This is a genomic window from Bradyrhizobium sp. CB3481 (assembly GCF_029714305.1).
Classification (GTDB): Bacteria; Pseudomonadota; Alphaproteobacteria; order Rhizobiales; family Xanthobacteraceae; genus Bradyrhizobium.
In genome coordinates this window covers 636,283-661,435 of sequence record NZ_CP121647.1, presented here as the reverse complement: position 1 = coordinate 661,435, position 25,153 = coordinate 636,283, and the positions used below count along the sequence as shown (strand labels likewise).

Below are 25,153 nucleotides of genomic sequence, written 5' to 3'. Positions count from 1 at the left end.
TTCCGGGTAGTCTTTGCTCGCTGGAGTTTTGCCCGCCATGGGGTCCGACGCGCCTGAAACCGCCTCCGCCATCGTCGCGGCGCACCGCGCCGGCACGCTCACCCCAGCGCAGACCGTCGCCCGCTCCTACAAGCGCATCCGCGACCACAACGATCCCGCCATCTTCATCAGCCTGCGCGACGAGAACGACGCGCTAAGCGAGGCCGAGGCGCTCGCTTCGAAGGACGCGGCCGTGCTGCCGTTGTTCGGCATTCCTGTCGCGGTGAAGGACAATATTGACGCGCAGGGCCTGCCGACCACGGCGGCCTGCCCGGCCTTTTCCTATTCGCCGGCGCAGGATTCGACGGCGGTTGCAAAACTGCGCGCCGCCGGCGCGATCATCATTGGCAAGACCAATCTCGACCAGTTCGCCACCGGGCTCGTCGGCGTGCGCTCGCCCTATGGCATTCCAGTCAATCCGATCCGCGGCGACCTCGTTCCGGGCGGATCGAGTTCGGGCTCCGCGGTCGCGGTATCGGCCGGCCTCGTGCCGCTCGCGCTCGGCACCGACACGGCCGGCTCAGGCCGCGTGCCGGCGATGCTCAACAACATCGTCGGGCTGAAGCCGAGCCTTGGGCTGATCTCCAACGCCGGGCTAGTGCCGGCCTGCCGCACGCTGGACTGCATTTCCGTGTTTTCGCTCACGGTCGACGACGCGATGACCGCGCTGGCGGCGATGGCGGGACCCGACAGCGCCGATCCATATTCGCGCAATCGGCCACTTGGTGCAGTAACAGCGTTTCCCGAAAAACTCCGACTCGGCGTTCCCCGCAACGGCCAATTGATCTTCTTCGGCGACCGCGCCGCCGAGAAAGCCTATGACGCGGCGCTGAAGCGCTGGACGCAGCTTGGCGCCACGCTGGTCGAGTTCGACCTCGAACCGTTCTACGAGACCGCGCGGCTGCTCTACGAGGGGCCATGGGTCGCCGAACGCTACCTCGTGATCCGCGACCTGCTCGCGTCGGCGCCTGACGCGATCCATCCGGTGACGCGCGAGATCACCGCAGCTGGCGCGCGGTTGACGGCGGCCGAGACCTTCGCCGCGCTCTATCGGCTGCAAGCGCTGCGCCGCACCGCCGAGCGCAGCTTTGCCCAGTTCGACGCGATGGTGCTGCCGACGGCACCGACCGCCTACACGACCGCGCAGGTGCTGGCCAATCCGATCGAGCTCAACTCCAGGCTCGGCACCTACACCAATTTCGTCAACCTGCTCGACCTCTGCGGCCTCGCACTGCCGGCCGCGATGCGCGACGACGGCATTCCATTCGGCGTCACGCTGCTCGCGCCCGCCGGCCGCGACGCCGAGCTCGCCAGCATCGGGCGGGTGTTTCATGCCAACACCAAACTGAAAATCGGAGCCCACGGCGTGATGCCGCCGCCGCTCGCATCGCGGCCATCAGCCGCGAGCGGTGATGAAATCACCATCGCCGTGGTCGGCGCGCATCTCTCGGGCATGGCGCTCAACGGCGAACTGCAGGCGCTCGGCGCCCGCCTGCTCGAGGCGACCGAAACCGCGCCGGATTACAAGCTTTACGCGCTCGACACTACGCCGCCGAAGCCCGGCATGCTGCGCGTCGACGCGAGCAGCGGAAGCGCGATCAAGCTAGAGCTCTGGGCATTGTCGGCCACCGCCTTCGGCAAATTCGTCGCCGCCATCCCGCCGCCGCTCGGCATCGGCACGATTGGCCTGGCCGACGGACGAGCCGTGAAAGGGTTTCTCGTGGAGGCGGCCGCGATCAACGGCGCGCGCGATATTTCCGCATTCGGCGGCTGGCGCGCGTTCATGGAGAATGCGGGGACAAAGATTTGATCGCGCGGGCTAGCCGTTCGGCTAATTACCAGGGGCGCCCGCCGCAAGCCATGCGGCGATGGTCGCGCGCTCCTGACCCGTCATCTCCGTGACGTTGCCGGGCGGCATTGCAATCGACCACACCGCATATCGGCCGATGAGCTTGGCGTTGCGCCTGATGTGCTCTGGCCGGTCCAGCAGGACGGCCTTGGGCGCTGTCGCGATCGACGCCCAGACCGGTTCGCTCGCGTGACACATGCTGCATCGTGACACCACGATCTCTTCGACTTCCGAAAATTTCGGTTGAGTCTCGGGCAGCGCACCTACCGCAACGGCGGGAGGCCCTGCCGCCGAAAGCCAGCCGATGGCGAGCATCCCGGCGGCAGCAATAATCCAGACCCACCACGGAGATTTCTTCCCGGCGTGCCGGGCGTTGAAGAAATGCCTGATGACGGGGCCGAGCAGCAGCAGGATCGCGACGATCACCCAATTATAGCGCGTCGCAAAAATAAGCGGATAATGGTTGCTCATCATCAGCGCGACCACCGGCAGGGTCAGGTAGTTATTATGAACCGACCTAAGCTTGCTCGCCTTGCCGAGCCGCGGGTCGGGCGACTGCCCCGCGAGCAGTGCGGCAACGATCTTCTTCTGATTGGGAATGATGACCAGAAAGACGTTGGCCACCATGATCGTGCCGACGATCGCCCCGATCTGGTTCAGGGCGCCGCGCCCGCTTAAGGCGTGCGTGAAAATCCAGGTCAGGCCAACCAGAAACAGGTAGCCGCCCAACGCAAATTGCCATTCGTTCCGGGCCAGAGCGGTCTTGCACGCGGTGTCGTAGAGGATCCACGCAAGGACGAGGCTGCCGGCGCTGAAGGCGGCGGCCTGCAGCGGTGAGAGATCGAGGTTCGACTTGTCGATCAAGAACAGGTCGGCGTCCAGATAGTAGACGACGATCATCAAGGCGATGCCGGACAGCCAGGTGGTGTAGGCTTCCCACTTGAACCAGGTCAGCTCGTCGGGCATTGCCTTCGGCGCAACCAGATATTTTATGATCCGGTAAAAGCCTCCGCCGTGGACCTGCCAGGCGCTGCCCTGGACGCCATCGGGAAGGTCGCCGCTCGGCTTGAGGCTGAGGTCGAGGTGGATGAAATAGAACGAGCTGCCGATCCACGCGATCGCAGCCACGATATGCAGCCAGCGAAAGCCCAGGCTCAACCAATCCGTAATGATGGATTGCCAGATCATCGCGAGAGCGCGCTTTCAAACACGATCCCAGCCTTGTCCCGAATTGCCTTTGTCATAAACCTTTCCAGCATTTGCCAATAGTCGGTTACCGCAGGCCGGCCGGCAGAAAGTTGACTCCGATCAAAAGCTCCGCAAAACGACTATACCGACACCGCGTAAATCTCATACTCTCCACGCACCAATTCAATATGGGCGCGCATCGCCGCCGCCGCGCCGGCCTTGTCGCCGCGCATGATGGCGACGACGACGCGATCGTGCTCGGCATGCGATTTGGCGAGACGGCCGAGGTTGCGGAACTGGGCGCGGCGGAACGGCTGCACCCGCACCCGCGTCGCCAATGTCATCTCGGCGATGTAGCCGTTCTGCGAACCGGCATAGATCGCGTTGTGGAAACGCTCGTTGACTTCGTGGAAGCGCTCGGGATTGCCGGCATGGCTGAGCACGCGCAGCTCCTCATGGATCGCCTCCAGCTTCTGGCGTTCCGCCGGCGGCATCCGCTCGGCGGCGAGGCCGGCGCACAGGGCTTCCAGCTCCGCCATCGCCTCGAACATTTCAGTCAACCGGTCCAGCGAAGGCTGCGCCACCACCGCGCCGCGATGGGCGCGGGCCTCTATGAGCCCGCTCGCAACAAGCTGACGCAACGCCTCGCGCACCGGCGTACGGGACACGGAAAAGCGGCGCGCAATATCGGTTTCGTCGAGCGGCGATCCCGGCGGCAGCACGCCGCGCACGATCTCGTCGGCAAGCTGCAGCCGCAGCTCTTCCGCGCGCGTGACCTTGTCGCGTCGCGACGACGGGCGATCGACGCGGCGAACCCCGGTTTCCGAAAGGTCGTCCAGCCTCATGCCGTTTGACCTTTCGGCTCGTCGATGATGCTCACATGCGCGGCGACGATCTTCCATCCGTCGGGAAACCGCACCCAGGTCTGCATTTGGCGACCGACTTTCGATCCGGCCCACGCATCGCGATAGAACAGCGTCGAAGCGACCGCGGTATCCCGGCCATAGGTCGTGATGACAGTCTTGTCGGTCCGCCGCATCAACCCCACCGGCGAGCGCGCGGCGCGGAACGCCATGATCGCCTCGTAGCCGTAGAGATTCTCGGCGATGCCGTAACGCAGGGTGTGCGGATCATTGCGAAACAACTCGTCGAGCACCGCGACGTCGTTCGACACCAGCGCCGCCTCATAGCGCTGGAATTCCGCGGTGACCTCGGCGAGCACATCGGGAAGATCGATTTCCATCCTCAAAATCCTCTCCGCGCCGGCGCGGCCGCGACACCCATCTGTTCCAGTGCATGCGCGACGCGTAGCGCGATATCTTCGCGCCAGGGCGCGGCGATGATCTGCACGCCGATCGGCATCGGCTCCAGCGGCACCGGCACCGCGACGACCGGCAGACCGATGAACGAAATCGGCTGGGTGTGAATGCCGATATTGGCGCGCACCGGCAGCTCGACGCCGTCAAGCACGAAATTGACCTGACCGAGTTTCGGCGCAGTGCAGGGCGTCGCCGGCGCGATGATCGCGTCGACCGACTTGAACAGCTCCAGCACCCTGGCGCGGTACCAGCGGCGGAATTTCTGCGCGCGATCGACCAGCGGCGCCGGCACCATCGCGCCGGCGATCAGGCGGTCGCGCACCGCCGGATCGAAATCATTGGGACGCGTGCGCAGACGGTCGAGATGCAGCGAGGCGCCTTCGGTGGTCGTGATCACATAGGCCGCGGCGCGGGCACGAGCGGCCTCGGGCAATTCGACCGTCTGCGTTGCGTTCAGTGCTTTGGCAACACGCGTGACCGCCTCGACCGCTTCGGGAAAGACGTTCTTCTGGAAATAGCCGCCGGCCACTGCGACCCGCAGGCCGTCGACGCCCTTTGCTAATAGCGAAGTGACAGGCTCGACCGGTCGCGTGGTGCAGGCGGCGTCATCGGCATCAGATCCCTGCATGGCGTCGTAGGCCAGCGCGAGGTCGCCGACGCTTCGCGCGAGCGGACCGAGATGATCGAGGCTGGCGACAAAGGGAAACGAGCGCGCCCGTGACAGCCGGCCGTAGGTCGGCTTCAGGCCAAATATACCGCAGAACGAGGACGGCACCCGGATCGATCCGTTGGTGTCGGATCCGAGCGCGATAGGAACCAGCGCACCGCCGACGGCGCTGCCCGAGCCGCCGGAAGAACCGCCGGTCATCCGCGTCGGATCGTGCGGGTTCCGCGACGGGCCGTCATGCACGTTCTCGCCGGTGAAGTCATAGGCGTATTCGCCCATGTTGAGTGCGCCGACCAGCACGGCGCCGGCCGCCTCCATCCGCTCGATCAGCGTGGCGTCGCGTGGCGATGGCGCGAGGTCGCGGTTGATCTTCGATCCGGCGCGGGTGGCGAGGCCTTTCACGTCGAACAGGTTCTTCACCGCAAAGGGCACACCGGCGAGCGGGCCGACCTTTTCACCTGCTGCGATCGTGGCATCGATCGCCTTGGCCGTGGCGCGGGCACGATCGGCGGTAACGTCAGTGAACGAATTCAGCACGCGATCATGCGCCGCGACCCGCGCCAACGCCGCCTCGGTCGCACCCAGCGCCGAAAGCTGGCGGCCGGATACCGCTTGCGCGATCTGTTGCGCCGACAGGAGGTCTGATGCTGCGGTCATGACCATCAAGCCGAATAGATGCTGGCCGGCTCGGTCTCGTCCGGCAGCGGGAATTCATCGACGAGCCGCGCCAGCCTCAGCGACACCTCAAGATTGGTGCGCACCGCGGGGCGCCAGGCTTCCTCGACTGGCAGTGCCAACGCTTTCGCGACGGCATCGATGTACTGATCAAGATGATCGTCGGCCATTTCACTCTACCTTCTCTCTTCCGTGTCATCGCCCGGCTTGACCGGGCGATCCAGTAACCACCGGCATCAGTGAGTACTGGATGCCCCGCCTTCGCGGGGCATGACAGCTAGACCGGCAACGGCGGATGCGGGATCGCCGTCAGCAATTCCTTTGTATAGGCGTCCTGGGGATCGCCGAGCACGCGTTCGGACGCGCCTTGCTCGACGATTCGCCCGCTACGCATGACGATGACACGATCGCACAGCAAACGCACCACGTTCAGATCATGCGACACAAACAAATAACTCATGCCCATCGACGCTTTCAGATCCTGCAGCAGATTGAGTACGACTGCCTGCACGGAAACATCGAGCGCCGCGGTCGGCTCGTCGAGGATCACGAGCTTTGGACGCAGCGCAATCGCGCGCGCGATGCCGACGCGCGCCTTCTGTCCGCCGGATAGCTGATGCGGAAAGCGATCGAGCAAATTGACGGGCAGCCCGACCAGACCGGCAAGCTCCTCGCAGCGGGCGCGCAGCGCGTCGCGCCCTCTGATGTCGCCGAGCTGCAGAATCGGATCGGCGATGGCGCGGGCGGCGGTGAAGCGCGGGTTGAGGCTGTCGGTCGGGTCCTGGAACACCATCTGGATGCTTTTGCGCTGCGGCAGCCGCGCAAACGCCTGCGGCATGATGGCGCCGATCTCCTCGCCGTCGAAGGCGATGCGGCCGGAGGTCTGGTCCAAGAGACGCATCACCATCATCGACGTCGTCGACTTGCCGCAGCCGGACTCGCCGACCAGGCCGACGCTCTCGCCATGGCCGACCGTGAAGCTGATGCCGTCGACGGCGCGGAACACTTCCGCTTCCACCGGCGGCTTGCGCGAGAATAGTTTTGTCAGCACCGCGCTTGCGCCCTGTCGCGGATATTCCTTGACGAGTTTTTCGACGGTGAGGAGGGGTGGCTTCTCCCTCTCCCCGTCCTTTACGGGGAGAGGGTCGGGGTGAGGGGCCGCCTCCGCGAGCACGGTGCGCGGAGAGTCCCCCTCACCCGCCGCGCTGCGCGCGTCGGCCTCTCCCCGCGTGCGGGGAGAGGCTGGAGCCTCATCTTCCGGCAACAAATCGCGCAATGACACCCCAATTCTTGGCGTCGCGCGCATCAGTTTGCGCGTGTAGGGGTGCTCGGGCTTGGCAAAAATGTCCGCGGACTTCGCGGTCTCGACCACCCTGCCCTTTTCCATCACCACCACGCGGTCGCAATAGGCAGCGGCGAGGCCGAGGTCGTGGGTGATCAGGATCGTCGACATGTGGCGGCGCTTGGTCAGCTCGACGATCAGGTCCATCACCGCCTTCTGCGTGGTGACGTCAAGGCCGGTGGTCGGCTCGTCCGCGATCAGGAGCCGCGGATTGCAGGCCAGCGCCAGCGCGATCACGACGCGCTGGCACATGCCGCCGGAGAGCTCGAACGGATACGCGTGATAACGTTCGCGCGGGCGCGCGATCTTGACCTGCTCCAGCGCCTGGATCGCCTTCTCGCCGCGGTCGCTGGCCGCGCTCTGCACATGCTGGCGCAGCACGTCCTCGATCTGGTCGCCCACTTTCCGGATCGGGTTCAGCGCCGCGCGCGGGTTCTGGAAGATCATCGAGATCTCACGGCCGCGCAAATCGCGCATCTCGTTCTCGCCGGCCGCCTTGACGTCGATGCCGGAGAACATCACCGAACCCTCGGCGATCCGGCCGGCACGGTCGAGAATCCGCATTACGGCATAGGAGGTCACCGACTTGCCGGAGCCGGACTCGCCGACGATGCCGAGCGTCTCGCCCTTGGCGACGGAGATGTTGACGTGTTGCACCGCCTTGACGATGCCGCGCCGGGTGGTGAATTCGACCGTGAGGTCGCTAACGTCGAGCAGAGGCTGGGCCGTCATGACGACCTCCGCAAAAATATCGAAAACAACCCCATGCACAGTAGAAAGGTCAGCACCACTGTCTCATTTACAGGACGCGCAAAGCTAACGCGAGGCATCACGTCCTCCGCTGCGGGTCGACGATGTCGCGCAGGCCATCGCCGAGCAAATTGAAGCAGAACACCGCGATCATCAGCGCCAGGCCCGGAAACAGTGCGATCCACCATTCCCCTGACACCATGAAGGTCGCGCCTTCGGCGACCATGATGCCCCATTCCGCCGTCGGCGGCCGTACGCCGAGGCCGATGAAGGAAAGGCCGGCGGCGTTCAGAATCGCGTAGCCCATGGTCAGCGACATCTGCACGATCATGATCGGCATGATGTTGGGCAGGATGTGCACCAGCAGTATCCTTATCTCACCATTGCCGGACAGCCGCGCCGCCTGCACGAAGCCGGCGTTGCGGCGGACATTGGCTTCGGCGCGGGCAACGCGGGCGTAGAGCGGAAAGTTCACGATCGCGGTCGCAATGATGATGTTCTGCACGGTGTTGCCGAGCGCCGCCACGATACCCATCGCCAGCACGAACAGCGGAAACGCCATGATGGTGTCGGCGACGCGCCCGACGATGCGGTCGGTCCAGCCGCCGAAATAGCCGGCGGCGATGCCGGCAAGCCCGCCCATTAGGAATACCAATGCCACCGAGGCGACCGCGATGAAGGTGTCGAGACGAGTGGCGACGATGACGCGGCTGAAGATATCGCGGCCGAGTTGATCGGTGCCGAACCAGTGCGCCGCAGACGGCGGCTTCAGCGCGGAAGAGGTATCGCTGGCGAGCGGATCGTAGGGCACGATGAACGGGCCGAAGATCGCAGCGAACAGGATGACGACCAGGAGGCCGAAGGCAAACGCCGTGACGCGGTTCTCGCCGAGCACGTATCTGACATGCTCGAAGGTCGCTGACAGGCTCGAGGTCCGCGCGGGCGCGGCGGGTTCGACGGCAGGCGCAACGCTACTCATCTTCCTTACCCCTCAAGCCGCACACGCGGATCGATCACGCCGTAGAGAATGTCGATGACGAGATTGAGCAGCACATACATGACCGCCATGGTCAGCACGAAGCCTTGGACCGGCGCGAAGTCGGAGGAGATCAGCGCCTCCACCGCATAGGAGCCGATGCCGGGCCAGGCGAACACTTTTTCGACCAACACGTTGGCGCCGAGCAGGAACGAGAACACCATGCTGAGCGTGGTGATGACCGGCAGCATCGCGTTGCGAAACGCGTAGGTGACGATCACGGTGGACGGCGAGAGCCCGCTGGCGCGCGCGGTGCGGACGAAGTCGGAGGCCAGCACCGCGAGCATCGAGGCCCGCGTCATGCGCGCGATCGGCGCGAGCGAAAAGATCGCGAGCGTCGCGGCCGGCAGGATCAACTGGCTCAGCGCGGAACGGAAGGTCTCGAAGTCTCGCGCGATCAGCGCGTCGATCAGATAGAAGCCAGTGACATGCGCCGGCGCGCTGTAGAAGACGTCGAGCCGGCCGAGCGGCGCCGGCGACCAGCCGAGCCGGAAATAAAAGAGATAGACCAGCACCAGGCCGGTGAAGAACACCGGCAGCGACACGCCGGCCGTCGTGGTGACGCGGCAGAGATGATCGATCCAGGAGCCCGGCCGCGTCGCAGCGAGCACGCCGAGCGGAATCGCAATGCTTATCGAGATGACAAGGCCGAGCAGCGTGAGTTCGGCGGAAGCCGGCAGGCGATTACGGATCTCGGTCGCAACCGGCTGGCCCGTGGTCAGCGACGTGCCGAAATCGCCATGCGCGAGATCATTGGTGTAGCGGAAGAACTGTTCGACCAGGGGCTTGTCGAAGCCGAGCTTCTTGCGGATCTGCTCGATGGCTTCCTTGCTCGCCGCGGGGCCGGCGAAATAGGCCGCGGGATCGCCGGGCAACGCGCGGGTGAGCAGGAAGGTGACGATGACGACCCCGATCAGCGACGGGATCGCAAACATCAGCCGCTTGCCGATCATGGTCAGCATGGGGCGCTCCCGGTGACGAGGAATGGTGCTGCCGCAAGCGACGCTGCGCTCCCTCCCCCCTTGCGGGGGAGGGCTGGGGAGAGGGGTGGCGGCAACGGCAGTGCGTGTGGCTTACCCCTCTCCCCGCCCCTCCCCCGCAAGGGGGGAGGGAGTGAGAGAGCGGCGCGTCCCTCACTGAACAGAAGGAGAGCGGCGACGTCCTCACCAAGTCGAAAAAAAGCAAAAGCAGTTTGATGCATCCATTTGAGAGCGAACTCCGCTGCGCTCCCTCCCCCCTTGCGGGGGAGGGTTGGGGAGAGGGGTAGGCCACGCGCACCGCCGTTGCCGCTACCCCTCTCCCCGCCCCTCCCCCGCAAGGGGGGAGGGAGTGAGAGAGCGGTGCGCCCCTCACTGAACAGAGGGAGAGCGGAGCACGCTAGCGTTTCATCCGCACGCGGCATGACGCATCACGCCTTCACCAGCGCGCGGTAGTCCAGCCTGCGGTGGAACCAGTATTGATAGCCCGACACGTTCTTCTGCATCGCGACGTTGACGTAGGGCTGATACAGCGGGATGCGCGGGATGTCCTTGAAGGCGAGATCGACAAAACCCTTTACGTCGGTGTCGTATTTCGCGGTGTTGCCGATTGCGGCCGCATCGACGGCGCCGCTGATGTAACCGTCCATCTCCTTGGACTGGTAGCTCATGGTGTTGAAGATCGAGTTCTTGCCGTCGTAGCACCAGATGAAGAAGTATTCGGGATAATCGAGCCAGCCGGAGAACACGTTGGTGTAGAGCGGCAGCACCTTCTTGTTCAGCTCGGTGCGCCAGTTGGCGCCGGGGATCTTGTTGATGGTGGTCTTGATGCCGATCTGCGCGAGGCTCTCCTGCACCAGCACGCAGAGCGGCTCGTTGACGCCGGCAAAGCCGAGGTCGAACGACAGCGTGGTCTCAAAGCCATTGGGATAACCGGCCTCCGCCAGCAGCGCCTTGGCCCTGGCGATGTCGGTGACGTATTTGGTCGGCTGCGGCCAGGCCACTTCGGTCGCCTTGTCGGCGGCGGCACCGAACATCGGCTTAGCGAGGCCGAACAGCACCGCATCCATGATCTTCTGGTAGGGGATCGCGCAGGCAACGGCCTCGCGGACCTTGACGTTGTCGAACGGAGCGATCTTGACGTTCATGCCGATATACTGAACGCCGTTGGAATACGGCACCGAGACGATGTTGAGCTTGCCACTATCCTTCAGCTCGACGAAATCCTTGTTCGGCAGATCGTAGGAGATGTCGGCGTCGCCGCGCTCCAGCAGCGCACGGCGGTTGCCGGCCTGCGGCACCATGCGCCAGATCACGCGCTTCACCTTCGGCAACGGACCGCCAACCCAGGCGTCGTTGCGCTCCATGACGACCTCGGTGCCGGCCGTCCACTTCGTCACCTTGTAGGCGCCGGAGCCCGCGGTCTGCTGCTTGGTGTATTCGAGGCCCCAGGGGTCCTTCTCGCTGGCGTTCTTCTTCACCAGCTCCGAATTGACGACGCAGGGCACGATGACGGCGAGATCGGGGATCGTCAGGCGATCCTTCTTGGCGAAATCGATCCGCACCGTGTTGTCGTCGACGATAACGAACTGCTCGGTCTTGGTCAGCGAGCCCGCGCCCATCTGGAAGGTCGGAAAGCCGCCGACGCTCACCGCGCGATCGAGCGACCACTTGACGTCCTTGGCAGTGACCGGCGCGCCGTCATGGAATGTCGCCTCTTTCTTCAGCTTGAAGGTCACGGACATGTCGCCGACATTCATGTCCTCGGCGAGCTCGGGCTTGAACTTGTCGCGGTCGTAATAGGGCACGCCGCCGGGACCCGACTTCATCTCGTGGCTGATCAGGCGGTCATAGCAATTCCACGACACCTCATAGCCCGGCACGTTGGTGCCGACGCCGTGAATGTCGAGGTTGTTCGGGCCGCTCTCGGAGACGATCAGCAGCGTCTCCGAACGCGCATCCGCCTTGGCGGCGGACCAGATCGCCGGTGCCGGCGAGAGCGCACCGGCGGCCGCCAGCCCCGACACGGATTTGAGAAAATCGCGACGCTTCATGGGTGATGCTCCAAACGCCTGAGGGAAACGGGCCTTGGAACAGGGAATCGCAAGGTTTGTGCCAACCCCTAAGAGAAGGTTATCACCGCGCTAATCGATTGATGTGGCTTGATATTTCACTTCGCCCCGCCGCCTGTGGCGGGTGCGACAAGCTGGCAGATTGCATACAAAGCGGCATATTTGCCCATCGATTAGGCATAAATTCTTGACGCTTCATCGCTAGGCGCGCTCAGACCGGCCAGAGCAGCTCCTGCAATTCCTTGAGGTTGGCGGCCTTTTGTTGCCAGCCCTCGATGCAGATGTGCCTGATCGGATCGCTGAATTGGTGCAGCAGCATCAGCGCCATCAGCCGACGCTTCAGTTCGGGCGTGATGTCCGCAGCCGAATAGCCAAAGCCCTCGAACAGGCATCTAACTCGGCGCGGCATGCCTGACGTCATGAAGGCGCTTGGGCCCAGCAGGTCGTATTCGCCCCTGCCCGTCATGACGTCGCCGAAATCGATCAACCCCGCGAGCTGCCAACCTGAGCCGCCGCGGCTCAAGAGAAAATTCTCCGGAATGTATTCGCCGGTCAGGATCACCGGCGGCCCGTCCAGCGCAAGCAGCGCCGCCGCCGTATCGCGCAGGAGTTCGTCTATCCCGTCGAGAAATTTTGCGGGCAATCCAAGCCGCGCATGCCGGGCGCGGCATCCTTCGATCTGCCCGCGCATGAAGACCTCCCAGCCCGGCTCGATGCGCGCCAGCGCCCCGGCGGGGACGCGCTGCACCTGCGCAATGGTCTCGCCGATTTCGGCAAGCACGCGCTCTTTGTCCGGTTCCGGCAAGGACGCCCACGCATCCGCTCCCAACACACCCGACAGCCGCGTGATGACGAGATAAGGCCAGCCGTCGCGCTCCCCTTCGACGACAATTTCGGGAATCGGGATGCGAAGCTGACCGCGAAGCTGCGCCAGCGTGCTTCGTTCCGAGTTGAACTGGCCCCGAAGAAATGGCGGGAAGACTTTCAGGATCAGTTTTTCGTCAAGGCCAAGGACGAGATTGGTGCCGGTGGCGAAGACGTGCGGTGCCGTGCATGCGAGGCCATGGCTGCGGGCGATATCGCGCGAAATCGGCAGCCATTGCGCCGGGTCGGCGCGAAAGGCGCTGAAGGACTCATAGGCGGTGAAGAGCGGAAGTGATGCGGTCATGGAAGCAACGACTTTATCCGTCATTGCGAGCGAAGCGAAGCAATCCATAGCGCCACGAGCGGATAGATGGATTGCTTCGTCGCTTTGCTCCTCGCAATGACGGCGGACATGTTGTTGCTCGCAATGACGGAGGGGACACTACCGATCCGGATTGGCCCGCTCGAACTGGCGCAGCAGGCGGTTGCCGCGTTCGACGGCCTGGTCGAGGGCGGCCTGCGCGGACTGCTTGCCCTTGAAAACGTGCTCGAGCTCTTCGTCGATCACGTTGCGGATCAGCACGAAGGAGCCAAGCCGAATCCCCTTCGAGTTCTCGGTCGGCGGCTTCAGGGTGAGCTGCTCGATTCCGATCGCCGCGCCGGGATCGCGGTCGTAGAAGCCCTGCTTGCGGGTCAGGTCGAAGGCGGCGCGGGTGATCGGCAGATAGCCGGTGTTCTGGTGCCAGGCGGCCTGCACTTCCGGCTTCGAGAGATAGGCGAAGAACCGCGCGACGCCGGCATATTCGGCGCCCGGGCGGTCGCGCAGCACCCATAGCGTGGCGCCGCCGATGATCGAGTTTTGCGGCGCGCCGGCGATTTCGCTCCGGTATGGGATCATGCCGTAGCCGACCTCGAACCTGGAATTGGCCTTGATGTCCGCGCGCGTGCCGGACGAGCCGATGAAGATGGCGCATTCGCCCTTCTGAAAGCGCGGCTCGGCCGACTGGCCGCGGCCGCTGTAATCGAAAATCTTGGTCGCCTGCCATTCGGCGAGCTGGGCGACATGCCGCACCACCTCCGGCCTGTTGAAGGTTAATTCCGCGTCGAGCCCGTTGAAGCCATTGCCGCGGGTGGCCAGCGGCAGGTTGTGGAACGCGGAAAAATTCTCGACATGGACCCAGGAAGGCCATGACGTGGTCAGCCCGCAGGGCGAGCCGGCCGCGCGCAGGCGTTTTGCCGCAGCCCCGATCTCGGCCCAGGTCTTCGGCGGCGCCTCTGCATCGAGGCCCGCGGCGCGGAACAGATCCTTGTTATAGTAAAGGATCGGCGTCGATACGTTGAACGGGAACGAGAGCATGTTGCCGGCGACGTCGGAATAATAGCCTGTTACCGCCGGTAGATAGGCCTCCGGCGAGAACGGCTCCGACTGGTCGCGCATCAGCTCGAAGACCGGATAGATCGCGCCCTTGGCCGCCATCATGGTCGCGGTCGCGATCTCGTTGACCTGGACGATCGCGGGCTGGCTGCGCGAACGGAACGCGAAGATCGCCGCCGTCACCGTCTCGGTGTAATTGCCCTTGTAGGTCGGCACGATCCGGTAGTCGGACTGTGAGGCATTGAAATCGGCCGCCAGCTTTTCGACATGCTTGCCGAGTTCCCCCGACATCGCGTGCCACCAGTTGATCTCGGTGGCGGCCCGCAATGGAGATGCCGACACGGCGGACGCGAGCGCCGCGGCCGCCATGACTTGCAAGAATCTGAAGGCCAATTTCACCGGCGGTCCCTCTATGGCTCCCAAGCCCCTCATGGTGAGGAGCGCGAAGCGCGTCTCGAACCATGAGGCCCCGTCTGTGGCCTGCATCCTTCGAGACGCCCGCTTCGCGGGCTCCTCAGGATGAGGTTGGGAGCTGTTCTGACGTCGTTATCTTGCTCTCCTGCGCGCCCTCATAAATCCCCGCGCTGGAGGTTTCAATCGGCCGGCATCATCGCAATGCACAATTAGAGATTGTGGAGCATTGCCGAAATTACCTTGGGCATCCTATCCGGCAGCCGGGCCGGCCAATAGCCAAGCATCGGTAAATTCTGCTAAAAATGCATTGAACCTTTTTGTTCCCGGCGCAGACTTCATCTGAAGGGGATTTGTCGCCAGTGTACCGCCGCGCCAACCTTTCGCGGACCTTCGTGCTTGTTGTTGCGCTGTTGCTTGCGGCGGTCTCAACGGGCGCATTTGCGCGCGGGTTCCACACGCAAGACCCCCAAACCGATTCCCAAGGCGATCGCCAAGGCCAATCCGCTGCAGAACAGGAACAGACCGGAACCCGCGCAACCGCCCCCGACCGTACCATCGTTGCATTGATCGGCACGATCGCGCCGCTATTGGTCTGGCGCCCAGACAAGACGGAGCGGATTTGACCGGCGCACCGCAACAGCAGCAGACAGCGGAACGGCCGCCGAACTTCGCCGTACGCGGCCGCTTTCGCGTCGTCCAGTGGCTGCGGGCGGTGCCGATCCGCTGGCGCATCCTGTCGATTGCGGCGCTGAACTCCGCCGTCGTGGTCGTGCTCGCGATCCTGATCTGGAACGGCGCCAAAGTGCTCGGTTCGGCCTGGGACGATGTCCGCCTGGTGCGGGAGTCCGACAAGATCCTGGCGCATCTCGAAAGCGAGACTAGCCGGCTGCAGAACCTGATCCACCGCTATATCAACCAGCCGAGCCCGGAACTGTTCGCCGAAATCCTGCTGCTGCGCGAGGCGGTGCTGGGCACGCTGACCAACCGCGCCGCCAACGACCCGATACTGTCGGGGTCGGTCGAGCGGCTCGAGCAGGTCACCGACCGCTTCCTCAACGGCTTTGGCGAATTGCGCGCCGCGCAGGCGACCATCACCAAGACCTATGAGCAGCAGGTGCTGGGCCCGGCGAGGGAAATGGCGGGACTCTACTCGGTCATCGAAGGTGCCACCGGGCACCGCGACGCGCAGATCTGGCCGGCGCTCGGAAGGTCCCGCGAGGCGTTTACGGCGCTGCTGGTCGCCGCCAACGCCTATTATTTGTCGCCGGCCTCGACCTCGGCCGAGGACGCCCGCCGGAACACCGAGACGATCGAGAAGACCATCCCCGTGATGGCCGACCTCGCCGACAATGAATTGCAGCGCATGGCGCTCAAGCGCCTGCAGGCGCGGACGGTGGCGCTGCGCGAGGGCATGGCGAAGCTGACCGAGCAGCTCGCGATCCGGACCGAGCTGTTGCGCAACACCATCGATGCCAGCCAGGCCGAGGCGATCGGCGTGATCGACGAATTGTCGGTCAAGATGCGCCAGCGCGAGCAGAAGGCGCAGGAGACGTTCGACCGCACGCTATCGGGTATTTCGCGCCGGGTGCTGTCGATTGCGGTGATGTTCCTCGGCATCATCCTGTCCGCCGGCGTCTTGATCGCACTCTCGATCCGCCTGCCGCTGCAGCAGATCCTGGCGTCCATGCATGCGATCACGTCAGGCCATTACGATCGCAGCGTGCAGGGCACCACTGCGAGGGACGAGGTCGGCGCCATGGCGCGCGCGGTCGACGTATTCCGCGAAAACGCCATCGCCAAGCGCAAGACCGAGGACGAGCTGCGCGCCGCCAAGGAGCGCGCCGAGAGCGCGCTGCTTGAGCTCAACACCGCGCAGCAGAATTTGATCGACGCCGAACGGTTGGCGGCGCTCGGCGGGCTGGTGGCCGGCGTCGCCCACGAGGTGAACAATCCGATCGGCATCAGCCTGACGGTGGCCTCGAGCTTCGCGCGCCGCGCCGAGACGTTCGAGTCCGAACTGCGCACCGAGCCGCTGCGCCGCTCCAAGCTCGATGAGTTCGTCAAGTCCTCGCGCGATGCGGCCGGGCAATTGGTGGCGAACCTGCACCGCGCCGGCGAGCTGATCCAGTCGTTCAAGCAGGTGGCAGTGGACCGCTCGCATGCCGAGCGCCGGCAGTTCAATCTCAGCGAGGCCACCGACCAGATCGTCGCGAGCCTGAAGCCCGTATTGAAGAAGGCCGCGATCACGCTGTCGGTCGACGTGCCGGACGGGCTCGTCATCGACGGCTATCCCGGCTCCTACGGCCAGATATTGACCAATCTTTTCCTCAACGCCGCCAACCATGCCTTCGGCGACGGCCGTTCCGGGGCGATCTCGATCTCGGCACGGGCCCGCGGCAGCGACGATGTCGAGATCATTTTCGCCGACAACGGGGCCGGTATGACGCCGGACGTGCAGCGGCAGGCGTTCGACCCGTTCTTTACGACGCGGCGCAACGAGGGCGGTACCGGGCTGGGCTTGCATATCGTCTATAATCTTGTCACTCAACAGCTCGGCGGCCGGATGATGCTGGAGTCGAGGCTGGGACAAGGCACCACATTCCGCATTATCATGCCCAAGGTCGCCAAGGGCGGACCTTCGATTATAGACCAGACAGTAGCCGACGGAACTTCGCAATGGCCGAACAGGACGATGTCCTCCACCTGATCGACGATACCGGGGCTGCTCCGGAGGACTCGTCCGCCCGCAAATGGAAGGTCGCCGTCATCGACGACGATGCTGCCGTGCACGAGGGCACCCGCTTTGCGCTGAGCGACTACAGCCTGAACGGCGCGACGCTGGAAATCCTCTCCGCCTACTCCGCGGCCGAAGGTCGCAAGCTGATGCGCGACAATCCCGATGTCGCCGCCGTGCTGCTCGACGTCATCATGGAGACCGACGTCGCAGGGCTGGAGCTCGTCGAATACATCCGCAACGAGATCAAGAACGAGACCGTCCGCATCATCCTGCGCACCGGACAGCCGGGCCAGGCGCCGGAGCGCCGCGTCATCGTCCAGTACGACATCAACGACTACAAGGCCAAGACGGAGCTGACCGCCGACAAGCTGTTCACCTCGCTGACCGCGGCGCTGCGCAGCTACCAGCAGCTCGAGCGCATGGTGCAGACGCGGCGCGGGCTCGAGATCATCATCGACGCCGCCTCGACGCTGTACGACTTCAAGTCGATGCAGCGGCTGGCCGAGGGCGTGCTGACCCAGCTCGCCTCGCTGCTCAATGTCGACTGCGCCGGCATCCTGGTGCTGCGCGACGACGGCGCCTCGGGCAGCGAGTTCTCCGTGCTGGCCGGTTCAGGCTGCTACAGCCGCTTCATCGGCACCACCAGCTCCAAGGCGCTCGATCCGGATCTGCGGGCGATGGTGGAAGCCGCCTTCCAGCGCCGCAAGAACGAGTTCGCCGACCATCGCAGCGTGCTTTATTTGCGCACCGGAAGCGGCCGCGAGGTGGTGGTGCTGCTGCAGGCCGAGCGCCAATTGTCGGATACCGACCGCGCACTGGTCGAAATCTTCTCCAGCCGCCTGTCGATCGCCTTCGACAATGTCATCCTCTACCGGCAACTGCACGAGGCCAACACCCAGCTCGAGGACCGCGTTGCCCAGCGCACCCGTGCGCTGATGCAGGCCAACCGCCGCCTCTCGGCACAGTGGCTGCGGCTGCAGCGCGCCAACGGCTTCAAGAATGAAATTCTCGGCACCGTCGCGCACGACCTGAAGAACCCGCTCGGCGTGATCCTCGGCCGCACCGAGATGCTGACCGAACTGATCGGCGCCGGCTCCCCGAAGGAGAACGTCACCGCCCAGGTCGAGCATATCAGGGACGCCACCAAGCGGCTGACCACGATGGTCGACCACCTGATTTCGGATGCAATGGCCGACGCCTTCGACATCACCATCCGCCGCGAGCCGGTCGACATCGCGGCGCTGGTTACCGAGGTTACCGATTCCAACTTGCCCTCCGCGGTCAACAAGCAGCAGACCATCCACGTGTCGGCGCCGCCGAACGTTGTCACCATGTGCGATACCGACCGGATCCGCGAGGCGATCGACAACCTCGTCAGCAACGCCATCAAATATTCGCCGATCGGCGGCAAGATCACGGTCACCGTCAACCATGAGGACGGCGACACCGTGATCCGCATTGCCGACCAGGGCGCCGGCCTGTCGCCTGAGGATCTCGGCCGGCTGTTCGGCCGCTTTCAGCGGCTGTCGGCCAAGCCGACGGCCGGCGAAAGCTCGACCGGCCTCGGCCTGTCGATCGTCAAACGCATCATCGATATGCATGGCGGCCATGTGACCGCGGAAAGCGCCGGCCCCGGACAGGGATCGACCTTTACCGTTACACTGCCGGCGACAGAGACGACATGACCCAGAACCCGCACATCTTCATTGTCGACGACGAGGCACCGGCCCGCGAGATGGTCGGCGATTACCTCAAGATGCATGGTTTCGGCGTCACGCTGTGCGACGGCGGAAAAAGCCTGCGCAAAGAGATCGAGACCACCGTGCCCGACCTCGTCGTGCTCGACCTCAACATGCCCGAGGAAGACGGGCTGTCGATCATTCGCGACCTGAAGAGCCGCATCAACGTTCCCGTCATCATGCTGACGGCGACGGCGAGCCCGATCGACCGCGTCGTCGGCCTCGAGCTCGGCGCCGACGACTACATTGCAAAGCCCTGCGAGCTGCGTGAACTGATGGCGCGCATCCGCTCGGTGCTTCGCCGCAGCACGCCGGCCAAGGCGGAGAAAGAGCAGTTGGTGCGGTTCGGCACCAAATGGCTCGATCTCGAAGCCCAAGCGCTGCGCGACGATGAAGGCAACGAGCATCCGCTGACGGCTTCCGAATTCGGCCTGCTAAAAGTGTTCGCGTCCAATCCGAAGCGCGTGCTGTCGCGTGAGCGGCTTCTGGAATTGGCCAATGCGCGCGACGCCGAAGCCTTCGACCGCGCGGTCGACCTCCGCATCATGCGCATCCGCCGCAAGATCGAGATCGACCCGACCAAGCCCGCCGTGATCCGCACGATTCGTGGTGGCGGCTATCTGTTCTCGCCGACCGGCGAGAAGGGTTAGCTTTCTCCGTCGTTCCTGCGAACGCACCTTCCGCGCAAGCCATTCGGCGGAGGCAATCGGGCGCAACAAACTCCGCTGTCATCGCCCGGCCTTGTGCGCAATTGCGCACTAGGACCGGGCGACCCAGTACGCCGCGGCCTATCGGATTGATCACAGCCTTCCCGGCGTACTGGATCCCCGCCTTCGCGGGGATGACGAGCTGTGGCGGGACAACGTGCGCACGCACTCTCTGCCCGTCGTCCGTGCGTTCGCAGGGACGACGAGCGGGTGTTTGCACGGAACAAATCCGCAGCTGAAATCTTCCAATTTTCCGCACATTGAAATTATTGGCTTTTCTGGGCCGAATGTTTCGTCGCAGGCCGCGCGACGAAACAATTCTCTGCGGCACGAAACCATTTTCCCCTTGTCGAGCAGACATCCCGAAACCGAGCCTCATTAACAATCCTCCCAACGAAACGCCGCCGGGCGTGGGGAATTGGGAGCCTGTCATGTCGAACGTCATTGCCATCAACGCCGCAGCCAACCAGTCGATCGCCGCCGCCCGCGCGACATCGGACGAAACGCTGCTGCTGAGCATTGCCAAGGGCGACCGGACGGCCATGCACGTGCTTTACTCCCGCCACAGCGTTCGGGTTTACCGCTTCGTGCTGCGCATGGTGCGCGACACCACGATGGCCGAAGACCTCGTCAGCCAGGTGTTTCTCGACGTGTGGCGCACCGCCGCGCAGTTCGAGGGCCGCTCGCAGGTTTCGACCTGGCTGCTGTCGATCGCCCGCTTCAAGGCGCTGACCGCGCTGCGCCAGCGCAAGCATGAGGATATCGAGCAGGAAGACGTGCTTGAGATCGCCGACGAGGCCGACACCCCGGAAGCTTCGCTCGACCGCAGCAACACCAGCGCGATCCTGCGCGCCTGCGTCGCAAAGCTGTCGCCGGCGCATCGCGAGATCATCAATCTGGTCTACTACCACGAGAAGTCGGTGGAAGAGGCCGGCCTGATCATCGGCATCCCCCAGAGCACGGTGAAGACCCGGATGTTCTATGCCCGCAAACAATTGGCCGAGTTGCTTAAGGGCGCCGGCGTAGACAGCCTCGCGGCATAAAACCTAGTTATTCCAATCGATTAGCGGGGTATTGGGGACGTAAAACGGGGTCGGTTTCGGCGGATAAGGATTACCTCCGACGAAACAAATGAAACAATCGGCGACATCACCCGGAAAAACTCAGCCCCTATACCTGCCATCAACGCAACGCCAACGCCGAACAGGAGAGCGAACATGCTGAAGCCGTCCTTCCGCTTTTTCATCGTCCCGCTCGGCGCCGTCGCAACGCTCGCCACCCTTTCGGCCCAGAACGTCCAGCCCCGCGTCCAGCGTGACACCGGCTCCTCGTTCGTGCGTGAACAGGTGGTCGATTGCGGCACCAAGAGTCCAAAGGAGATCTGTGTGATCTCCTACGACAGCGAGACCCCCCGCTGAATTTTCTCTCACCTCCCAAGCTCTAGACCTCCAAGCAACCTCCAACGACCCGGCCGGGATGCCCCCCACAGCCGGGTCGCTTTGTATTTGGCGTCCGCTGTTTGCGTGACACGGAAAAGACTCACGTCCGACCGAAGTTCGATCCCCGCTGGCGCAATCGTGTTTCATCCCCCTCGCGTTGCCGCTTGACGCGATAAGGCCGCACGTGATGTTTGCCGCCGGCGGTGGATGCTGTGGCAGACGAGAACGAAATCCGATTACGCAAGGGCACGACGCTCAATGAGCGTCTCGTCCTCGCGGGCATTGCCGTCGTCTTGTGCCTGATCGCCCTGCCCGGCCTCGCGCACCTTGCAAACGACCAGTGGCTCGGCATCGCCGCCCTCTTCGCACTGCTGTTCGGATGCCTGCTGCTGGGCGCGGCGCTGTTCGATCGCAACGTCGTCTGGATCGTTACGCCGGGCGGGATTCTGATTGGTGAACAGCGTCCCTTCGGGAAGGTGCACCGAAGATTGATCCGGGATGATGAAATAACCGGAATGCGCCTGCGCAAGAGCATTGGCAAATCGGTCGAGTTCACCCTCGTCGTCGAGACCGAGGCGAAAGATACGCTGACCTCGCCGCCGCTGCCTGATGTCACCCAGGTGCAAAGAACCACCTTGCAGATTGCCCGGCTGCTGCAATTGCCGGCTCCCGACCTGGTCGAGAACCCGCTCGACGCGGCCAATGCCAGGATACGGCTGGGCAAGCCGATCGGTTCCAGACGCGTCCAGGCCTACCGGGCTCTTCTGGTGCTGCTCGCCGGTTCGCTGAGCCTTCCGTTCATCTATGCACTATGGAGCGGCAAATTGTCCGCCCTTGGAATTGCCGTCTGGTCGCTCGGCGCGATCATGGCCTTCGTGCTGATCCGATATCTGCGTCGAACCAGCGCCTTCTGGATTGTCCACGACGGCGCCATCCAGTTTGAACGGCTGTCGCTGAAGGGGACGATAGAGAGGGCGACGGTCGGCGCTGACAATGTCGAGCGCATCGACATCGAAAGCGGCGGCCGCAGGGGCAGCCACTATGTCATCGCGATCCGGCTCCACACCGGCAAGAAAATTCGAAGCCCAGTGCTGGTCGGCAAGGAGCAGACCCGTGCCGTGCAGGCCGAGATCGTCCGAAGGCTGGGACTGAATCCATGGGATGGCAGATAGGCCTGCACGCCTGTTCCGCGCGGCATGCATGCGCGCAGGTATAGTGTCATCGTCATAACGGGCGTGGTAGACTGAACACCTGGTTCGGACGCAATTTTCGAAAACGCTTGTTCCGTTTGCGAAAAATTGCGTCCGCGAAACTGCGACAGGTGGTGCCGATGTTCGAAGGCTTTGATGCGGTCGTATTGGCCCGGGCGCAGTTTGCTTTCACGATGTCGTTCCACATCATATTCCCCGCCTTCTCGATCGGGCTCGCCAGCTATCTCGCCGTGCTCGAAGCGCTGTGGCTGTGGACCGGCCGCGAGGTCTTCATCAATCTTTTCAATTATTGGCTGAAAATTTTTGCCGTCGCCTTTGGCATGGGCGTCGTATCTGGCATCGTGATGTCCTACCAGTTCGGCACCAACTGGTCGGCCTTCTCTGACAAGGTCGGTCCGGTGATCGGCCCCTTGATGGCCTATGAGGTGCTGACGGCGTTCTTCCTGGAAGCCGGCTTCCTCGGCGTGATGCTGTTCGGCCTCAAGCGCGTCGGCCCAAGACTGCATTTCCTGGCGACACTGATGGTCGCGATCGGCACGCTGATCTCGGCGTTCTGGATTCTCTCCGCCAATTCCTGGATGCAGACCCCGACCGGCCACACCGTCAATGCCGACGGGCAGTTCATCGCCGCCGACTGGCTGAAAGTGATCTTCAATCCGTCGTTCCCCTACCGCCTCGTGCACATGGTGCTGGCGGCCTATCTCACCACTGCGCTGGTGGTCGGCGCGGTCGGTGCCTGGCACCTGCTCCGCGACCGCCACCTCGCAGGCGCGCGCGTGATGTTCTCGATGGCGATGTGGATGGCCACGTTGGTGGCGCCGATTCAGATCCTCGCCGGCGATCAGCATGGGCTCAACACGCTGGAGCATCAGCCGGTGAAGATCATGGCGATGGAAGGCCACTTCCAGAGCCACAAGGACGGCGCCCCGCTGATCCTGTTCGGCCTGCCCAACCAGCAAGCCGCAAGGGTCGATTACGCGATCGAAGTGCCGAGGCTCGGCTCGGTCATTCTCAAGCACTCGCCGGATGCGCCGATGGCCGGGCTCGATACGGTGCCGCGCGAAAACTGGCCGCCGGTCGCCATCGCGTTCTGGTCGTTCCGCATCATGGTCGGCATGGGCCTGCTGATGCTGGCGCTCGGCCTGTTCAGCCTGTTGATGCGCTTTCAAGGCAAGCTGTACGATTCGCGGCTGCTGCACATGTTCGCGGTGGCGATGGCGCCGGCGGGCTTCATTGCCGTGCTGGCCGGTTGGATCACCACCGAGGTCGGGCGCCAGCCGTTCACGGTGTATGGACTGTTACGAACCGTCGATTCGGCTTCGCCGTTGGCCGCGCCCGCCGTCGGCTCCTCGCTGCTCGCTTTCATCATCGTCTATTTCATCGTATTTGCAGCCGGCGTGATCTACCTGCTGCGCCTGATGGCGGCACCGCCGCATCCCGGCGAGGAAGGACCGTCGCATGAGACGCCGATCAGATCCGCCGGCATCACACCCGCGACCCAGGGAGCCCGCCCATGAGCATCGCGGTCGACCTCGCCACCGTCTGGGCCTTCATCATCGCCTTCGCCGTGTTCGTCTACGTCGTGATGGACGGCTTCGATCTCGGCCTCGGCATCCTGTTTCCGCTGTTTCCGGAGAAGCGGGATCGCGATGTCATCATGAACAGCGTCGCACCGGTGTGGGACGGTAATGAGACCTGGCTGGTGCTCGGCGGCGGCGGGCTGATGGCCGCGTTTCCCTTGGCCTATGCCGTGCTGATGCCGGCGCTCTATACGCCCATGATCGCGATGCTGCTCGGCCTAGTGTTCCGCGGCGTCGCCTTCGAATTCCGCTGGCGCACGACCAAGGCGCGAAACAAATGGGACATCGCCTTTTTCGGCGGATCGCTGCTGGCGACGCTGGCGCAAGGCATCGCGCTCGGGGCCATCCTGCAGGGTGTGCATGTCGAGGGGCGTCACTATGCCGGCGGCTGGTGGGACTGGCTGACGCCGTTCAGCATTCTGACCGGCGTGTCGCTGGTGATCGGCTATGCCTTGCTCGGGGCGACATGGCTCGTCATGAAGACCGAAGGTGAATTGCGCGACCGCGCCTATCACCTGAGCTGGATATTTTTGCTGGCAATGCTGGGCGCGATCGGTGCGGTCAGCATTGCAACGCCGTTCCTGCATGTGCAGTACACGCATCGATGGTTCGCCTGGCCGAATGTCCTCCTGACCGCGCAGGTGCCGATCTCAGTGGCCGTCATCACCGCGCTCCTGCTGCGCAGCCTCGCGAAGAAATTGGACTACCAGCCGTTCTTCCTGGCGCTGGCGTTATTCGCGTTGTCCTATGCCGGCCTCGGCATCAGCATGTATCCCTACATCGTGCCGCAGAGCATCACGATCTGGCAGGCGGCGGCGCCGGAGAACAGCCAGCTCTTCATGCTGGTCGGGGTCGCCGGGCTGATCCCGCTGATCCTCGCCTACACCGCCTGGGCCTATTGGGTATTCCGCGGCAAGGTCAGACCGGAAAGCGGATACCATTGACAGAGATCAAGCCAGGCCAGCGTCCTCTGACCCATCGTTTGCTGTGGTTCGTCGCGCTGTGGCTCGGCGGGGTCGGCACGGTAGCGCTGATTTCGTTTCTGCTGCGGCTCTGGATCGCACCGAAATAAGGCGGCGTAAGATCCCATGAATATGGCGACTTACGGAAATTGAAGATATTTCAGTGGGATATAAGTCGCACTCGCCCTAAACTTGCCATCAAGCTAGCCCT

At 63.9% G+C, this 25,153-nt stretch carries 22 protein-coding genes; 11 read left to right on the top strand and 11 right to left on the bottom strand.

Annotated features, from left to right (window positions below; translation table 11 throughout):
- Nucleotides 1-37: 37 nt before the first annotated feature.
- Entirely contained in the window at nucleotides 38-1,849 is a 1,812-nt protein-coding gene (gene atzF / locus QA643_RS03095; protein WP_283031747.1) for an allophanate hydrolase, read from the top strand.
- A gap of 21 nt (nucleotides 1,850-1,870) precedes the next feature.
- Here the strand turns inward: atzF and QA643_RS03090 are convergent, their stop codons facing one another.
- The 11 genes from QA643_RS03090 to ugpB form a co-directional block, all read right to left on the bottom strand.
- Nucleotides 1,871-3,073 (bottom strand): urate hydroxylase PuuD, encoded by a 1,203-nt coding sequence (locus QA643_RS03090; protein WP_283034693.1) that lies wholly within the window; start codon nucleotides 3,071-3,073, stop codon nucleotides 1,871-1,873.
- A 143-nt stretch (nucleotides 3,074-3,216) separates the two neighbouring features.
- Nucleotides 3,217-3,921, bottom strand: a complete 705-nt coding sequence (locus QA643_RS03085; protein WP_283031746.1) for a GntR family transcriptional regulator — start codon at nucleotides 3,919-3,921, stop codon at nucleotides 3,217-3,219.
- Nucleotides 3,918-4,319, bottom strand: a complete 402-nt coding sequence (gene hpxZ / locus QA643_RS03080) for an oxalurate catabolism protein HpxZ (protein ID WP_283031745.1) — start codon at nucleotides 4,317-4,319, stop codon at nucleotides 3,918-3,920. Before hpxZ ends, QA643_RS03085 begins: the two co-directional genes overlap by 4 nt.
- Before the next feature lie 2 nt (nucleotides 4,320-4,321).
- Nucleotides 4,322-5,719, bottom strand: a complete 1,398-nt coding sequence (locus tag QA643_RS03075; RefSeq protein ID WP_283031744.1) for an AtzE family amidohydrolase — start codon at nucleotides 5,717-5,719, stop codon at nucleotides 4,322-4,324.
- 5 nt (nucleotides 5,720-5,724) lie between these two features.
- On the bottom strand, nucleotides 5,725-5,907 hold the full coding sequence (locus QA643_RS03070; protein WP_283031743.1) for a DUF4089 domain-containing protein: 183 nt from the start codon (nucleotides 5,905-5,907) through the stop codon (nucleotides 5,725-5,727).
- 107 nt (nucleotides 5,908-6,014) lie between these two features.
- Nucleotides 6,015-7,811 (bottom strand): ABC transporter ATP-binding protein, encoded by a 1,797-nt coding sequence (locus QA643_RS03065; RefSeq protein ID WP_283031742.1) that lies wholly within the window; start codon nucleotides 7,809-7,811, stop codon nucleotides 6,015-6,017.
- Between the two features lie 97 nt (nucleotides 7,812-7,908).
- Nucleotides 7,909-8,808, bottom strand: coding sequence for an ABC transporter permease (locus QA643_RS03060; protein ID WP_283031741.1), 900 nt, complete (start codon nucleotides 8,806-8,808; stop codon nucleotides 7,909-7,911).
- A 5-nt stretch (nucleotides 8,809-8,813) separates the two neighbouring features.
- Nucleotides 8,814-9,827 carry an ABC transporter permease gene (locus QA643_RS03055; RefSeq protein ID WP_283031740.1) on the bottom strand — a complete coding sequence of 338 codons (1,014 nt, stop codon included), beginning with the start codon at nucleotides 9,825-9,827 and terminating at the stop codon, nucleotides 8,814-8,816.
- Nucleotides 9,828-10,273: 446 nt separating this feature from the next.
- Nucleotides 10,274-11,896, bottom strand: a complete 1,623-nt coding sequence (locus tag QA643_RS03050; RefSeq protein ID WP_283031739.1) for an ABC transporter substrate-binding protein — start codon at nucleotides 11,894-11,896, stop codon at nucleotides 10,274-10,276.
- A gap of 229 nt (nucleotides 11,897-12,125) precedes the next feature.
- Complete coding sequence (locus QA643_RS03045; RefSeq protein ID WP_283031738.1) at nucleotides 12,126-13,082, bottom strand: aminoglycoside 3'-phosphotransferase/choline kinase family protein; 957 nt, start codon at nucleotides 13,080-13,082, stop codon at nucleotides 12,126-12,128.
- 138 nt (nucleotides 13,083-13,220) lie between these two features.
- The gene (gene ugpB / locus QA643_RS03040) at nucleotides 13,221-14,522 is read right to left on the bottom strand and encodes a sn-glycerol-3-phosphate ABC transporter substrate-binding protein UgpB (protein ID WP_283034692.1); all 1,302 of its coding nucleotides are present in this window, start codon (nucleotides 14,520-14,522) and stop codon (nucleotides 13,221-13,223) included.
- Between the two features lie 404 nt (nucleotides 14,523-14,926).
- Between ugpB and QA643_RS03035 the strand changes: the two genes are divergently transcribed.
- The 10 genes from QA643_RS03035 (at nucleotide 14,927) to QA643_RS02990 (ending at nucleotide 25,052) form a co-directional block, all read left to right on the top strand.
- A complete protein-coding gene (locus QA643_RS03035) occupies nucleotides 14,927-15,190 on the top strand; it encodes a hypothetical protein (RefSeq protein WP_283031737.1) in 264 nt (87 codons plus the stop codon).
- Between the two features lie 89 nt (nucleotides 15,191-15,279).
- Nucleotides 15,280-17,274, top strand: coding sequence for an ATP-binding protein (locus tag QA643_RS03030; RefSeq protein ID WP_349253282.1), 1,995 nt, complete (start codon nucleotides 15,280-15,282; stop codon nucleotides 17,272-17,274).
- On the top strand, nucleotides 17,244-18,989 hold the full coding sequence (locus QA643_RS03025) for a DUF3369 domain-containing protein (protein ID WP_283031736.1): 1,746 nt from the start codon (nucleotides 17,244-17,246) through the stop codon (nucleotides 18,987-18,989). The genes QA643_RS03030 and QA643_RS03025 overlap by 31 nt, the downstream gene beginning before the upstream one ends.
- A complete protein-coding gene (locus QA643_RS03020) occupies nucleotides 18,986-19,693 on the top strand; it encodes a response regulator (protein ID WP_283031735.1) in 708 nt (235 codons plus the stop codon). The genes QA643_RS03025 and QA643_RS03020 overlap by 4 nt, the downstream gene beginning before the upstream one ends.
- A gap of 488 nt (nucleotides 19,694-20,181) precedes the next feature.
- Nucleotides 20,182-20,793 (top strand): sigma-70 family RNA polymerase sigma factor, encoded by a 612-nt coding sequence (locus QA643_RS03015; protein WP_283031734.1) that lies wholly within the window; start codon nucleotides 20,182-20,184, stop codon nucleotides 20,791-20,793.
- A 174-nt stretch (nucleotides 20,794-20,967) separates the two neighbouring features.
- Entirely contained in the window at nucleotides 20,968-21,168 is a 201-nt protein-coding gene (locus QA643_RS03010) for a hypothetical protein (protein WP_283031733.1), read from the top strand.
- 233 nt (nucleotides 21,169-21,401) lie between these two features.
- Nucleotides 21,402-22,361 carry a hypothetical protein gene (locus tag QA643_RS03005; protein ID WP_283031732.1) on the top strand — a complete coding sequence of 320 codons (960 nt, stop codon included), beginning with the start codon at nucleotides 21,402-21,404 and terminating at the stop codon, nucleotides 22,359-22,361.
- Between the two features lie 158 nt (nucleotides 22,362-22,519).
- Nucleotides 22,520-23,917 (top strand): cytochrome ubiquinol oxidase subunit I, encoded by a 1,398-nt coding sequence (locus QA643_RS03000; RefSeq protein WP_283031731.1) that lies wholly within the window; start codon nucleotides 22,520-22,522, stop codon nucleotides 23,915-23,917.
- Nucleotides 23,914-24,924, top strand: coding sequence for a cytochrome d ubiquinol oxidase subunit II (cydB, locus tag QA643_RS02995; RefSeq protein ID WP_283031730.1), 1,011 nt, complete (start codon nucleotides 23,914-23,916; stop codon nucleotides 24,922-24,924). Before QA643_RS03000 ends, cydB begins: the two co-directional genes overlap by 4 nt.
- A 5-nt stretch (nucleotides 24,925-24,929) precedes the next feature.
- A complete protein-coding gene (locus QA643_RS02990) occupies nucleotides 24,930-25,052 on the top strand; it encodes a DUF2474 domain-containing protein (protein WP_283034690.1) in 123 nt (40 codons plus the stop codon).
- The last annotated feature ends 101 nt before the right edge of the window (nucleotides 25,053-25,153 follow it).

Excerpts from the sequence above, each read along its gene's own strand:
- atzF (WP_283031747.1), top strand. The coding sequence starts at position 38 with ATGGGGTCCGACGCGCCTGAAACCGCCTCCGCCATCGTCGCGGCGCAC.
- QA643_RS03085 (WP_283031746.1), bottom strand. The coding sequence starts at position 3,921 with ATGAGGCTGGACGACCTTTCGGAAACCGGGGTTCGCCGCGTCGATCGC.
- hpxZ (WP_283031745.1), bottom strand. The coding sequence starts at position 4,319 with ATGGAAATCGATCTTCCCGATGTGCTCGCCGAGGTCACCGCGGAATTC.
- QA643_RS03075 (WP_283031744.1), bottom strand. The coding sequence starts at position 5,719 with ATGACCGCAGCATCAGACCTCCTGTCGGCGCAACAGATCGCGCAAGCG.
- QA643_RS03070 (WP_283031743.1), bottom strand. The coding sequence starts at position 5,907 with ATGGCCGACGATCATCTTGATCAGTACATCGATGCCGTCGCGAAAGCG.
- QA643_RS03065 (WP_283031742.1), bottom strand. The coding sequence starts at position 7,811 with ATGACGGCCCAGCCTCTGCTCGACGTTAGCGACCTCACGGTCGAATTC.
- QA643_RS03060 (WP_283031741.1), bottom strand. The coding sequence starts at position 8,808 with ATGAGTAGCGTTGCGCCTGCCGTCGAACCCGCCGCGCCCGCGCGGACC.
- QA643_RS03055 (WP_283031740.1), bottom strand. The coding sequence starts at position 9,827 with ATGCTGACCATGATCGGCAAGCGGCTGATGTTTGCGATCCCGTCGCTG.
- QA643_RS03050 (WP_283031739.1), bottom strand. The coding sequence starts at position 11,896 with ATGAAGCGTCGCGATTTTCTCAAATCCGTGTCGGGGCTGGCGGCCGCC.
- QA643_RS03045 (WP_283031738.1), bottom strand. The coding sequence starts at position 13,082 with ATGACCGCATCACTTCCGCTCTTCACCGCCTATGAGTCCTTCAGCGCC.
- ugpB (WP_283034692.1), bottom strand. The coding sequence starts at position 14,522 with ATGGCGGCCGCGGCGCTCGCGTCCGCCGTGTCGGCATCTCCATTGCGG.
- QA643_RS03025 (WP_283031736.1), top strand. The coding sequence starts at position 17,244 with ATGGCCGAACAGGACGATGTCCTCCACCTGATCGACGATACCGGGGCT.
- QA643_RS03020 (WP_283031735.1), top strand. The coding sequence starts at position 18,986 with ATGACCCAGAACCCGCACATCTTCATTGTCGACGACGAGGCACCGGCC.
- QA643_RS03015 (WP_283031734.1), top strand. The coding sequence starts at position 20,182 with ATGTCGAACGTCATTGCCATCAACGCCGCAGCCAACCAGTCGATCGCC.
- QA643_RS03010 (WP_283031733.1), top strand. The coding sequence starts at position 20,968 with ATGCTGAAGCCGTCCTTCCGCTTTTTCATCGTCCCGCTCGGCGCCGTC.
- QA643_RS03000 (WP_283031731.1), top strand. The coding sequence starts at position 22,520 with ATGTTCGAAGGCTTTGATGCGGTCGTATTGGCCCGGGCGCAGTTTGCT.
- cydB (WP_283031730.1), top strand. The coding sequence starts at position 23,914 with ATGAGCATCGCGGTCGACCTCGCCACCGTCTGGGCCTTCATCATCGCC.